9 protein-coding genes are annotated in these 13,852 nt (G+C 51.4%); 3 read left to right on the forward strand and 6 right to left on the reverse strand.

Features of this window, described 5'->3' with window-relative positions; translation table 11 throughout:
* Nucleotides 1–4: 4 nt before the first annotated feature.
* Together KK083_RS02705 and KK083_RS02710 are read right to left on the reverse strand one after the other, a co-directional pair.
* The gene (locus KK083_RS02705) at nucleotides 5–3,055 is read right to left on the reverse strand and encodes an ATP-binding cassette domain-containing protein (protein ID WP_254160450.1); all 3,051 of its coding nucleotides are present in this window, start codon (nucleotides 3,053–3,055) and stop codon (nucleotides 5–7) included.
* 105 nt (nucleotides 3,056–3,160) lie between these two features.
* Entirely contained in the window at nucleotides 3,161–4,051 is an 891-nt protein-coding gene (locus tag KK083_RS02710) for a hypothetical protein (RefSeq protein ID WP_254160451.1), read from the reverse strand.
* Between the two features lie 141 nt (nucleotides 4,052–4,192).
* Between KK083_RS02710 and KK083_RS02715 the strand changes: the two genes are divergently transcribed.
* Complete coding sequence (locus tag KK083_RS02715; RefSeq protein WP_254160452.1) at nucleotides 4,193–4,627, forward strand: response regulator; 435 nt, start codon at nucleotides 4,193–4,195, stop codon at nucleotides 4,625–4,627.
* A gap of 217 nt (nucleotides 4,628–4,844) precedes the next feature.
* Here KK083_RS02715 and KK083_RS02720 read toward each other — a convergent pair whose 3' ends face one another.
* The 4 genes from KK083_RS02720 to KK083_RS02735 all read right to left on the reverse strand — a co-directional run bounded on the left by KK083_RS02720 (nucleotide 4,845) and on the right by KK083_RS02735 (nucleotide 9,703).
* Nucleotides 4,845–5,606: a LytR/AlgR family response regulator transcription factor gene (locus tag KK083_RS02720; protein WP_254160453.1), complete on the reverse strand. Its 762-nt coding sequence runs from the start codon at nucleotides 5,604–5,606 to the stop codon at nucleotides 4,845–4,847.
* Nucleotides 5,603–6,628, reverse strand: coding sequence for a sensor histidine kinase (locus KK083_RS02725; RefSeq protein WP_254160454.1), 1,026 nt, complete (start codon nucleotides 6,626–6,628; stop codon nucleotides 5,603–5,605). The genes KK083_RS02720 and KK083_RS02725 overlap by 4 nt, the downstream gene beginning before the upstream one ends.
* Before the next feature lie 142 nt (nucleotides 6,629–6,770).
* The gene (locus tag KK083_RS02730) at nucleotides 6,771–7,424 is read right to left on the reverse strand and encodes a hypothetical protein (protein ID WP_254160455.1); all 654 of its coding nucleotides are present in this window, start codon (nucleotides 7,422–7,424) and stop codon (nucleotides 6,771–6,773) included.
* A 134-nt stretch (nucleotides 7,425–7,558) separates the two neighbouring features.
* On the reverse strand, nucleotides 7,559–9,703 hold the full coding sequence (locus KK083_RS02735) for a TonB-dependent receptor (RefSeq protein WP_254160456.1): 2,145 nt from the start codon (nucleotides 9,701–9,703) through the stop codon (nucleotides 7,559–7,561).
* 166 nt (nucleotides 9,704–9,869) lie between these two features.
* Between KK083_RS02735 and leuS the strand changes: the two genes are divergently transcribed.
* Both leuS and KK083_RS02745 read left to right on the forward strand, forming a co-directional pair.
* On the forward strand, nucleotides 9,870–12,674 hold the full coding sequence (leuS, locus tag KK083_RS02740; RefSeq protein ID WP_254160457.1) for a leucine--tRNA ligase: 2,805 nt from the start codon (nucleotides 9,870–9,872) through the stop codon (nucleotides 12,672–12,674).
* A gap of 273 nt (nucleotides 12,675–12,947) precedes the next feature.
* Nucleotides 12,948–13,838 carry an ABC transporter ATP-binding protein gene (locus KK083_RS02745; protein ID WP_254160458.1) on the forward strand — a complete coding sequence of 297 codons (891 nt, stop codon included), beginning with the start codon at nucleotides 12,948–12,950 and terminating at the stop codon, nucleotides 13,836–13,838.
* Nucleotides 13,839–13,852: the final 14 nt, after the last annotated feature.

The raw sequence follows: 13,852 nt of genomic DNA on the forward strand, positions 1-13,852 counted from the left end.
GTTTCTATTTCCTTCTGTGCAACGGGTTCGAGAGACTGCCAATGCCATCGATGATCCTGCGCAGCACATCAAAATACAGCAGCAAGGCCAGCACCAACGTCATAGACCAGATCACCCCCGTATTGAAATAAAATGTATCGACGTTGCTTCTCAGGAAATGTTTGGTCGGCATGTAGAACTGCGCATTAAAATCAACCATGTGGTCAGGCTCCGGATCTTTGTAGATCGGGTAGATCTTCTGGATGAGCTTGCCATCCTGCTCGATGATTCGGTGCGTCTCTGACAGGTTCTTCACCAGTTCCATGATCGACTCGTTGTTGTATTGCTCGCGCAGGTCTTCGAGCGCTTTTTCTTTTTCGGGCGTACTGGTCATCTCGCGGATCTTCGCTTCTTTTTTCTGGTCAGCCACATTGTACCGGCGGATGTAAAATGTCTTCAGCTGATCAAGAAATACCGTAAGGTCCTGGTATACGGTTGAATCGAAGCGCGCCGGCACAAGGTTATCCATGTGTTTGAACTTATCCGCGCCCACCAGGTTCAATTCCTGGCCGATCTCCCTGCGGATGAGGGCCAGGTTCTTCTGCATTGTTTCTTTCACTTCCGGGTCGGGCGAACGATAGTTGTTGATGCAATACTGGATCCTGGTTTCCAGCTCGGGGATCAGGTACACTTTCATAAAGTCAGCGTTGGCCATCACCTTGTCATACATGTAGAACTCTTTCGAAAAGCGGTTGTCCTTGAACTGTGTGACCATGGCTGCTTCGAAAGCCCATCGCGAGGCCATGAGATCGCCCACAAAGGGAACTGTAGCTGTATTTCCGATAGCAGGATTGAGTTTGTCGAATTTCACCACCACGCCACTCAGGATCAGCTGCGGGATCAGCAGCAGCGGTATGAGGATGTAAATGGTAACGGCAGAGTTGAACGCTGATGAGATGTTCAACCCCAGCAGGTTTGCAAAACAAGACACCGTGAAAAGGATGAACCAGTGTTCGAAGAACAGTCCCTTGATCTCGAGAATGTATGATCCTACGATCACGAACATCAACGTTTGAATGGCCGAGAGTATAAAAAGAATGGAGATCTTCGAAAGGATATAACTGCTGCGGCTCAGGTGAAGGAACGCCTCACGTTTCAGGATCTTGCGGTCGCGGATGATCTCTTCGGCGCTCACGGTAAGTCCCATGAACAGCGCTACGATCACGCTCATAAAAAGATACGCAGGCAGGTTCAGGTTTTTGCTGAACACATACCCTGTGGTGAGCTTGTCGTCTATGTTGTAATAGCGTACAATGAAAGCGAGGATAAATGCCAGCACCGGTGCCTCCAGCAGGTTGATGATCATGTACTGCCTGTTGTGGATCTTGGCCTGGATATCGCGCATGGAGAACAGGTGCGCCTGCCGGAACCGTGAAGGGATGTTCAGCGTTGAGTGCGGCTCATCGTTTGACGTCTTCACGGAAAAAGGCTTGTAGTTCTTCTCGTAGATCTCGTGCCATTGCTGTGCGGTCATCTTACGCTCGTTGGTGAAATGCCCGTATTCATTGATCACCTTGGTTTCGATGATGTTGAAGATCTGCTCGGGGTTCACGTTGCCGCATTCGTGGCATTCGCCCTCATCGCTATTCACCAGGTTGATGCTCTTCTTGAAATAAACGATGGCATCCACGGGGTTGCCATAGTAGATCTGGTAGCCTCCCGTATCGAGGATCAGCAGCTTGTCGAACATTTTAAAGATGTCTGACGACGGCTGGTGGATCACGGCAAAAACGAGCTTGCCTTTCAGCGAGAGCTCTTTGAGCAGGTCGATGATATTTTCAGAATCGCGTGACGACAGACCACTGGTGGGCTCGTCACAAAAGAGTACTGCCGGCTCGCGCAGCAGCTCCAGCCCGATGTTGAGGCGTTTGCGCTGCCCGCCGCTGATGGTCTTGCGCAACGGTGAGCCTACTTTCAGATCTTTGATCTCTGCAAGGCCCAGGTCTTCGAGCACTTTCATCACGAGCAGGTCAATCTCCTCCTCGTTCTTCTGGCTGAAGCACAGCTTGGCGGCGAAGTACAGGTTCTGGTAAACGGTAAGGTCTTCGATGAGCAGGTCGTCTTGCGGAACAAACCCGATCACACCTTCGATCTTGTCAGGCGCCTGGTGGATGTCGATATCGTTGATCAGCACCTGGCCGCCGGAGGGTTTTTCGGAGCCGTTGAGCACGTGCAGCAGCGTCGATTTTCCCGCGCCGCTCGCACCCATCAGCGCGATCAGGTTACCCGATTCCTCGGAGAGATTCACATTGCGCAGCCCCAGTCTTCCGTTCTTGAACTTGAAAGTGATGCCTTTGGCTTCGAACGAAGTGCGGCTGTGGGTACCCGGTTTCATGAACTGGCTCAGGATCTGGCCATAGTACACAGGCTCGTCCTTATCCCAACGCAGGAGGCTTCCCACCGCCAGCACACTGATCTTGCCAGACTTCACCGGAACGCCGTTCAGGTAAACATCGGTTTTGCCGAGGTATTTCAGGAAGTACAGGTCGTTCTGCTCCACATGCAGAATGGCGATGAAGCCGTTGAGGTGATCGCGCACCATATGGCGGGCGTTGGCAAAAGTGGCCGTGGGCGATGCATCTACGATGAGCAGGTGATCGTGGTCGAGCTCTGATGGTTGGTTACCCAGCACGAATACCTGGATAGCCTCGATCTCCCGGGCGCTGATCTTGAAGCATTCACCGATCGTTGACACCAGTTTCTCCTCGTGCTCCGAAATGGTGCCATCAGCCTGGATAATGCTGATCAGCTCGAGCACGATCACGATCTTCTGTTTCTGGGTAAGATGCGGATTGATCTCCGCACAAAGCTTCTCGATAGCACTGGCATCGGCACCCGTCTCCGAAATCGTTTTCGTGTATTCGTCAAAAAGCTTCAGGTAGCCATCTACGGCCGACTGGCTCAGGTGATCATTGAGGAAGACCCTGATCTGGTCTCGTTCCTGCTTGGTAACATCTCCTTCCTTGGCCACAACGGCAAACAGACGCAGAATAGCTTTGAGCAATGCTTCACTCATGGGGTAAAGGTTAAGCTTTAAAGATAGTGAAAGATGTAAATTCTGTCATAAAAAAAAGGGAACCGGTATTGAGCCAGTTCCCTTTTTCTTTGCCTTCACAGCGTATTATTCTGTGATTTCTTTTCTGATCTTTTCTACGATGGTAGTGATACCCTCGAGGTTCTTGTCGCTGAGCACCAGGTCGGCCCGGTTGTTCTTGATCTGCTCTTCGATATTGAGCTTCTCGTAGGTTTCTTCCAGGGTTTTGATATCTGCTGAAATAGAGGCGATGGGCTCGCTCTGGTCAACAGTTTTAAGCATTTTTAACAATTCGCTAACAGCTTTTTTCTGTTCCAGCACCACGCGCATCAGCGGCGTGAGCACCAGGTTGCGGCTGTCTTCGGGTAAAATGTTCTTGGGATACGATTTGATAAGACCTGTAGAGATGTAAAGACCTTCGATAAAGCTTCCGGTAACCACCAGCGATGAAAGCTTGTTACGGTTGTCATCGATCAGGAATGCTTCGGCCTGCTTGATGGTTTTATCCAGCAGTTGTGCCAGCGAATCTTTGTTGGAGATGTTCTTCTCAAATTGTTTTCCGAGCTCCGAATCAAAAGTGCCGATCAGGCCGAGGTTGTCAGCCAGCGTTTTGCACGAGCTCAGGTAGTCGATCGCTTCCTGTGTTTTATCGTATGAAGTGAGATAACCGATATCGGCAACATACACACCCAGGTTTAAAGCCGCTTTGTGATTGAGCGTAGTGTAAGAATCTACTTTTTGCCTCGGGTTCACCAGGGTTTGGTTGAACTCAGCCCCTGTAGCCTGCAATAAATACGGGATTTCGGAAGGCGAGGGTATGTTATAGACTACTTCTTCAATTTGTTGCTTCAGGGACTCTCCTGCCTCATCAAATTCGTCAGAATTCTTGTTCTTATCTTCACTGGAAGACGCACACGAGGCCAAACCCGCAGCGAGAAGAGCACAAAGAAAGAAATAAATGGGTTGCTTTAAGTTCATGGTCGTATCATAGGTTTAGAAGATTCAATTTTAATACATTTTTTACTCGTATAAAACGAGTAGCTATATTTTTGGCCGAATTTTCTGGTTTTTGCCTACTTTTTGGTTAAGTTTAGATGAACCCGGAGGAACCTGGCGACTATGGCTAAAATGGTAAACAAAACCGTGCTGATCGATGATAGTGACATTGACCTGTTTATACAGCGCAGGTTTCTTGAGGTTTACAATTTTTCAGATCAGCTGATCTCGTATAAGTCGGCCGTTGAAGCCCTGAACTGGCTCAGGAACAGTAACGGCGAAACGCCGCCTGACATTATTTTCCTTGACCTGAATATGCCAGAGGTTGATGGCTTCGGCTTCCTGAAAAGCTTCGATACCCTTCCTGACAAGATCAAAACGAAATCCCGGATCGTGGTGCTCACCAGCTCCAACAGCATGAAAGACCGCGAGCAGGTATTCGAGAACAAGAGCGTGATCCAGTTCATTACCAAACCCCTGAAACAGGCCGACATCGAAGAGCTTCAGCGCAAACTCGCCGCCAACAGGCAACCACCAGTGATGAACGGCTCGAATTAGTTACCAGTTGCCGGTTGCAAGTTGCCGGTTTTAGTACCGTGAGCTTTTCACAGTTACAGTGTTATAAATCTGATTAGCATGACTCCCTAATCGCCTAACTGTTCACTCCTCTCGGATATGAGTTCAGAACGGGATGTATGATACCGAGTCTCCAATCGAAGACGTCCCCCTCCTGGCTCCTTACTTCTGACTCCTTACTCCTAGTCCAGGCTCCTCCTCACTTGTCTAACCAAGTTTTAAACTCCTGCACCCTCTCCCTTGCCACAATAATGTCGTTATCCTGGCAGCCCTTTAATACAAGCCTCAGCCTGCTGTTGGTGTAGCTGATGATGTCCTGGATGGCGCCTGACCGCACCAGGTATTTACGGTTGATCCTGAAAAAATCTGCGGGGTCCAGCATTTCTTCCAGCTGCTCGAGGGTGTAGTCGAGCACAAAATTCCTGTTCTCGTCTGTAACACAGAACGTGGTCTTGTCCTGACTATAAAAATAGCGCACGGCTCCCACCTCGATGGTCTTCAGGTGCTCGCCCACCTTGATCACAAAACGTGTCTTGTATTTTTTCATCAGCATCTGCACCGCCTGGCCGATGTTGTCGAGGATCTGCCGGGTGCCAGATTCGCTGCGGGTGAGTCCATTGAATTTTTTCAGGGCAGCCTGCAGCTCGTCTTTGTCTACCGGTTTCAGAATATAGTCGATGCTGTTCACCTTGAAGGCCTTGAGCGCGTATTCATCGTAGGCGGTGGTGAAGATCACAGGACATTTCACTTCGCATTGTTCGAAGATCTGAAAGCTGATGCCGTCGGCAAGTTGTATGTCCATCAGCGCAAGCTCCGGGGCAGGGTTGGTATTCATCCACTGCACGGCTTTTTTTACCGTGTCGATAGTGGCTACGATCTGCGCGCCGGGAATGAGCTCACGCACCAGCTTCTCAAGGCGCTGGGCTGCCTGTATTTCGTCTTCAATGATGAGTATGTTCATGCGGCGGCACCTGTCAGTACAGGAAGTTTTACCTGGAAGCGCGACTGGTCCTCGTTCACCTCCACCCTGGTGGTGCTCAGGAATTCGTAACGCTTGCGAATGTTCTCGAGCCCCACACCCAAAGAAGGCTCTCCAAGCATGGCCTTCTTCTGGATGTTGTTCTCAACGATGATGTAATGACTGTTGGTATAGACCCTGATCAGCAGCGGATCGTCTTCGGAGACTACGTTATGCTTAATGGCATTCTCCAGCAGCATCTGCAAGGCCAGGGGTGCGATCCGGATCTCGCTATCGTTCTGAATATCGATTTCCACCACCAGCTTGTTGCCAAACCTGATCTGCTGAAGGAAAAGGTATGCCCGCAGAAACCTGAGCTCTTCCTCCAGCGGTACAACTTCCTTTTCGCGCGTGTCGAGCACATAACGGTAAACCTCAGACAGCTGCTTGATGAATTTCACTGCTTTATCCTGGTCTTCATACACCAGGTTGGTGAGCGCGTTGAGGCTGTTGAAAAGAAAATGTGGATTCACCTGGTTCTTCAAGCTCTCGTATTTGGCCATGATATTTTCTTTCTGAAGTTTCTCCGCATCAACAGACGTCTTCCGCCAGTTCATGAGGAAAGCGCGGCCATGCAGGAACAGCGAAATGATGATGGTGATGATCATGGGGAAATACACGTTCTGCGATATGTTGATGTCAAAGATCGCGTTATAGGTCGTGCTCAGCAGATAGATGGCCAGCAAACTAAAGCCAATGGTGACTACCATACCGATAAAGAACCGCTTCACCGGGTAGTGCAGCCACGAGATCTTCCTGGAGATGTAGCTGCCGATATAGTCGTTACCTTTCCAGAGCACTACCCAGATCAGCGAGCTGAAGGACGAAATGATCCAGAATATTTTGGAGTTGAACGCACAATCCCTGCAGCCGAGCCCCGTGAACGTCATCACAAGTCCTGCCATGATCAGCAGCACGATATCCCGCGCTTCGTTCAGGATCATTCTTCGGTCACAGGCGTCCATCTTCAGTTAGAAGTTTAAAGTTTAAAATTTGAAGTTTAAAGTTACAAATTAGTTTGCGAGTAATAGGTACGAGGTACGAAATACGAGGTACGATGCTCACGTACTTCGTACCTCGTATTTCGTATTTCAAACCTCACATCTGTTATTGACACTGTGCTTTAAGCTTCTCCGCCATGCTCCTTCCCCACTGCGGCGCCAGCGGGTTGTCTGACTTATAGGTGTTGAATTTTTCCAGCGAGCGGGTAACGACCGCGCAGGCTTCAGTAGTGGACGAACCGAAGAACTGGGCTGTGCCAAACTGCATCTGTGCCGACAGTACAAGCGCTCTCGGGTTTTCAGGGTTCAGCGCAGAAGCCTTGCCAAAAGCCTGCATGGCCAGGGGCGAAAGTTGTGCGCCACGCGACGCGGGATCGACGGTAACGCGGATCATGTGCGCAAACCCTTCCAGCGCGATCACTTCTGATTCCTGGGCTGCAATGGCCTTGGCTTTTCCGATGGCGGTCACGGCCTGGTCAAGGTACGCGTCTTTCTTCGCCGCATCTTTTTCCTGGGCGGCCATCATGATGCAACCGAAGGCGCTATAATAGTGCGGCTCCCATTTTGTTTTCTCTGCCAAAGCAATGCGGTCGAAGGCATTGACAGCCTGCTGATATTCGTCCATGGACTTTGCCTGGTAAACGGCCTGAATGTTCTTTTTCATCGCAGCTTCATATTTGCCGTCGTCGGCGAAAGCAGAACTGGCCAGGGCGAAGATCAGCGCGGCCAGGAGTACGGGGAGGATGTTGAATGTTTTCATAATAAAGAAGTTAAAAGTTTAATGTTTAAAGTTTAATGTTTGAAGTTTGAAGTTTGAGGTTTGAGGTTTAAAGTTCGTCGAGGCCTGGAGTTGTTTCGAGCAACTTTAAACTTTGAACTTTAAACTTTAAACTCTCAGAGCGTAGGGAGTTGATTCACGGATTTGTTTTTCGAAAGCGTAATAAAGATGCCGATGAACAGGAACCGGGGGGCGGGCTGGCGGATGGGCCTTCCGTTGTACACACCTTGCTCATTCATCTGCGTGCTGTATTCGTAGCCGAAGATGTTGTTACGTCCGGGCAGGTTGGTGCATGACAGGTACACGATCAAATAAGGTTTGGGCAAATAGCTCCAGTTGAAGCTCAGGTCCTGATAGTCGGGCGTTTTGCCACCATTAAATACCGCGCTGTTGGGATCGTTGTAAGGTCTTCCGCTGGCATACGAATAAGTGGCACCCAGTTGACTCTTGAGCTTCTGCACGAAATATTTTGCGACGATGGAAAAATTGTGCTTCGAAGCGAACGTGGGCACGGCCTTCACAGGAAAGTCCAGGTAGTCGCGTTTGGTATCGAGGTATGAGTATGAGATCCAGTAGTCGAGTTTGTCAACGGACTCGTTGTCGCGCAGGAACAATTCTACACCACGCGCATAACCCGAACCGAGGTTGGTGAGCTGCGCATCGACGGTCTTCACCAGATTCTCATATTTTTTATAATACGTTTCGATCCTGAACGTCCTGTTATTCTCCACCCGCTGATAGTTCAGGATGAAGTGCTGCGCCTGCTCGGGGCCGAGCGTGTTCAGGTATTGCAGGTATTGATTCTTGGGTGACTGTCTGAACCTGCCATACGCCAGCGACACCTGGCCCGTAGAACCTGCCTTGTAAGAGAGCGATGCGCGTGGATCAACACTCAGCTTATCCGTGAGGTTGTTGTGCTCAACCCTCGCACCGAGGCGTGTCACAAACTTGTTGCTGGCATACACATCCGTTTCGGCGAAAGCCGCGGTGATGGTCTCATCGAAGCCCAGGCTTGTACCGGTGCCACCGAATGGAAGCATGACCTGCTCATACGACCTGTTGATCACTTCAACGCCCGTTCTCAATTCCACCTGATCGGATAAAGATCCTTCGGCAACAGCCTTGGCATGTACACCTTTTTCCGTCTCACGGGTGTTATCCTGCATGAGCGTGACGTCGTTATTCATGTAGGTGTATGACAACCCGCCGCGTACCATCCAGTTATCGTTGAGCGCGGTCTTATAGAATCCATTGAGATACCGGTAATCATTGGCAAGGTCGTACTGCGCTTTGTTGTTGTAATTGTCGATGTCGTGGTTGTACAGTGAAAAATCGGAGTGTGAGAAATTACCGTAAGCTTTCACCATGCCCTGCTTGCCCACGCGCTGGCGAAAGGCGCCCATGCCCTGCACCGATGCCGGCGGCGTTTTCCAGTCGATCTCCTGGTTGATCAACCCCATGTATGGGCGCAGGTTGGTGTACTGCACTTTGGCGGCAGCGGAACCTCCTTCCCAAGCCTGGGTATGCGTAAGATCTCCTCCCACGGAAAGGATACCGATATCCGTTCGTGTGATCTCCGACTCGTCTTTCGAGTCGAGCGCCAGGGCCGACGAGAGCGCCTGGCCATACTCAGCCGAGTAGCCGCCGGTGCTGAAGCTTGTGCCCTTGAACATGAAGGGCAGGAACCTGCCACGTGAAGGTGTGTTGGGCGCCGCAGGACTGTAAGCATCCAGCACCAGCATACCATCGATGAACGTGCGGGCCTCGTTGCTGTCACCACCCCGCACAAAGAGCCTTCCACTCTCGCCCACCTTCTGGGTGCCGGGCAACGTGTTGAGGGCACCTGCAATGTCTGCCGTGGCGCCGGCCGTGGTGGCAATGTCTACAGCGCGGAAAACGGTTCTGCGCGATTCATCGCTGGCCGTAAATGCGCCTGCCGAAATCGTGACCGCGTTGAGCTCGCTGACCTCTTCCTGCAATCTCACTTCGAGCGTGATATCCTTCCCCGAAAGGGTCAGGGGCTGCCTGAACTCCCGGTAGCCGATGAATTTGGCCACCAGCACCTGCGTACCGGTTTCGTTGGTGGTAAAGCTGAACTTTCCCTGGTCATCTGCGCTGGTACCGTCATACGTATCCAGGAGGTAGACATTGGCCAGTGGAACTGCATTTCCCGCAGCATCGGTTACCTGCCCGGAGATGGTGGCCTGCGAGAATGCCAGTGTTTGCAAGGCGGAAAGAAAAATGGTAGCCAGTGTTTTCATAGGTGTGTTTTTTGGCGATTACACGGTAAAGGTGAGCCGGGCGCTTCACTTCGCGGAATCTGAGTTTCCGGACTGTTGAAGAAAACGGATGAGTTGTCAGGATCGGAAGATGGGCTTTTCCGCAGATTGGTTATTTTTGCCGTTTCAACGACAGAATTCTATTAAAATGGCCGATTACAGCAAGGACGAGATCAAACGTATCGAGGAAAAGTGGCGTAAGGAATGGGAGAAAAGACAGGTTTACAAGGTTGAAAACCAGTCTGATAAGCCCAAATACTATGCGCTCGACATGTTTCCCTACCCATCCGGGGCGGGACTGCATGTGGGCCACCCGCTCGGTTACATTGCTTCCGATATTGTAGCCCGTTACAAAAGGCTGAAGGGCTTCAATGTGCTTCATCCCATGGGCTTTGATGCCTTCGGACTTCCCGCCGAGCAATACGCCATCGAACACGGTATCCACCCTGCGGTATCGACCGAGCAGAACATCCGGAACTTCAGGAGACAGCTCGATAAGATCGGATTTTCATACGACTGGAGCCGTGAAGTAAGGACCTGCGACCCGAAATATTATAAATGGACGCAGTGGATCTTCCTGCAATTGTTCGACAGCTGGTATAACCGCAAAAAGCAAAAGGCCGAACGGATCGCCGACCTCGTAAAGATCTTCGAGACCGAGGGCAACAGCGCTCATCCCTTCCCCAACGGTAAGTATACACTGCCCTCCGGGAAGACCGTTTTCACTCCCGGCGACTGGAAATCATTCGATGAGAAACTGCGTCAGGATATCTTCATGCAATACCGCCTGGCCTACCTGGCTTACACCGATGTAAACTGGTGCGAGGCCCTGGGCACGGTGCTGGCCAACGACGAGGTGATCAACGGCGTGAGCTACCGTGGCGGATTCCCCGTGGTGAAAAGGCAAATGCGCCAGTGGAGTCTGCGCATCACGGAATACGCCGAGCGCCTGCTCCAAGGGCTTGACGAAATAGATTTCAGCGACTCGATGAAAGAGATCCAGCGCAACTGGATCGGCAAGAGCGTGGGCGCAAAGATCAACTTCAACCTGGTGGCTGAACGCGCCAAGGATCTGTCGTTGACAGTCTTCACCACTCGTCCTGATACGATCTTCGGTGTAGACTTCATGGTGCTGGCCCCTGAGCATGAGCTGGTGAAGTCTATTGTGAGCGAAGCACAGCAAAAAGAGGTTGATGATTACCTGAAGTACGTGGAGAGCCGCTCGGAAGTAGAGCGTATGGCCGAAGTGAAGAAGATCACGGGTGCGTTTACCGGGGCGTTTGCCGTGAACCCGTTCAACGGACGCCAGATACCTGTGTGGATCAGCGAATATGTGCTGGCAGGTTATGGTACCGGCGCCATCATGGGTGTGCCTTGCGGCGATGAAAGGGATCACAAGTTTGCCAAACATTTCAAACTGCCCATCACCAACATCATCGGTTCGCATTACAATGGCGAAGAGGCCAATCCTACGAAAGATGCCATCCTGGAAAATTCAGAGTTCCTGAACGGCATCGTGATGTCAGAAGCCATCGACATCGTGGTGAAGAAGGTTGAGCAGCTCGGCATCGGGCAGCGCCAGGTGAACTATAAGATGCGCGACGCCGGCTGGAGCAGGCAACGTTATTGGGGCGAGCCTTTCCCCGTGGTGTACCGCGAGATGATGCCGTACGCCATGAGCGAAAAAGATCTTCCGCTGGAGTTACCGCCTTCTGATAATTTCAAACCCTCGGGCACCGGTGAAGGACCACTGGCCAACCTGAGCGACTGGATCCATATCAACGACCGTGAGAAGCGCGACAGCAACACCATGCCCACCCACGCGGGTGCAGCCTGGTATTTCCTGCGCTTCACAGACCCGCACAACGACAAAGAGTTTGCAGGTCGCAAGGCGCTGGACTACTGGAACCAGGTTGACGTGTACATTGGTGGCTCGGAGCACGCAGTAGCCCACTTGTTGTATTCACGCCTTTGGGTGAAAGTATTGTACGATCTTGGCTACCTGAACTTCCAGGAGCCGTTCAAAAAACTGATCAACCAGGGCAAGATCACCGGCGACTCCCGTTTCGTGTACCGGATCAGGGGTACGCACAAGTTTGTTTCTGCCGGATTGAAAAAACAATACGAGACCGACGAGCTGCACGTGGACGTGAACATTGTCAACGGCCTGGAGCTCGATACCGAAGCTTTCAAAAAATGGAAGCCTGATTTTGCGAAAGCCGAGTTCATCCTCGAAGATGGAAAATACATCTGCGGCGCTGCCATCGAGAAGATGAGCAAGTCGTACTTCAACGTGGTGAATCCCGATGACATCATCGAGAGCTACGGTGCCGATACGCTGCGCATGTACGAGATGTTCCTGGGACCGCTGGAGGCGTCCAAACCCTGGAACACCAATGGCATCGACGGTGTTTTCAAATTCCTACGCAAGTTCTGGAACCTCTTCCACGATGCAAACGGCAACGTCAGCATCAGCGATGAAGCCGCTTCAAAAGAGGAGCTGAAAGCCCTGCATAAAACCATCCGCAAGGTGGAGCAGGACATCGAGAATTTTTCGTTCAATACTTCCGTCAGCGAGTTCATGATCTGCGTGAACGAGCTGGGGTCGCTGAAGTGCCACAAGCGCAGCGTGCTGGAACCGCTCACCATTGCGCTGGCACCTTACGCTCCGCACATTGCCGAAGAGCTGTGGGAAAAGCTGGGCCACAAAGAAACGATCCTCAAGGCGTCGTTCCCCGCCTACAACGAAGCGTACCTGAAAGAGAACTCGTTCGAGTATCCCATCTCCATCAACGGCAAGGTGCGCGCCAAAATGGAGTTCGCGCTCGACATGCCAAAAGAAGACATCGAGAAGCTGGTGGTAGCTTCAGAGATGGTGCAGAAATGGACCGAAGGCAAACCTCCGAAAAAGGTGATCATCGTACCCGGCAAGATCGTGAACGTGGTGCTTTAGTACCCGCTTTCACTAACACCGCCATCCTGAGCGAAGCGAAGGATCCCCTGATAACAACGTGCGAACGCATAGCATCGCTGCCCGATTTAAGCTGGCAGTATCTGATCCGGGGATCCTTCACTCGCGCACCCTCCTACACTTGTCACCATTCAGGATGACGGACTCCTTAAAAAGGGATTCCTTCCTTCAAGATTCTTATTGTTTTCCCCGCCTTTTGTAATTATTTTCCCCTTCCACTACACTAATCCTTCACGGATCTAACCCCTATCAGTCATGATTCTCGATATCAGGAATCTCAGTAAAACATACTCCAACGGAGTGCAGGCACTCAAAGATGTGAGTCTTACCATCAGCCAGGGCATGTTCGGATTGCTCGGTCCTAACGGCGCCGGCAAATCGTCCCTCATGCGTACCATTGCAACCTTACAGGAGGCAGACAGCGGCAGCGTTACCCTGGGCACCATCGACGTGCTGAAACAGAAAGAAGAAGTGCGCAAGGTCCTTGGGTACCTTCCCCAGGAGTTCGGCCTCTATCCTAAGATTGATGCGATCACTCTGCTCGATCACCTTGCCGTGCTCAAAGGGATTGGCAATGCCAAACAACGCAAGGAGCTTGTGGAGACCCTGCTTCACAAGACCAACCTCTGGGGTGCACGCAACAAGAACCTAGGTGGGTACTCCGGTGGTATGAAGCAACGTTTCGGCATCGCGCAGGCCCTGCTGGCAAATCCGAAGCTGATCATTGTCGACGAGCCCACTGCGGGCCTCGATCCCGCTGAAAGGAACCGTTTTCTGAACCTGCTTTCGGAGCTGGGTGAAAATACCATCGTGATCCTTTCTACGCACATTGTAGATGATGTAAAAGAGCTTTGCACCGATATGGCCATCATCAACAAAGGTGAGGTATTGTACAAGGGAAATCCCCTCGATGCCATCGCTGATGTTAACGGCAAGGTCTGGAAAAAACGCATCACCAAATCAGAGCTTGAGGCGCACAAGCAGAATCACCAGGTGATCTCCGAAAGGTTGATCTCCGGCAAACCTGAGATCCGTGTGTTCAGCACCACCCAACCCGACTCCAGCTTCGAGGCCGTAGAGGCAGACCTGGAAGACGTGTACTTCACACATATCTTCAGCACACAGAAAGAAGCGGTCGCAGTTTAGACACACAAACATTA

The sequence above is a fragment of the Chryseosolibacter histidinae genome (assembly GCF_018598225.1).
Lineage (GTDB): Bacteria > Bacteroidota > Bacteroidia > Cytophagales > Cyclobacteriaceae > Chryseosolibacter > Chryseosolibacter histidini.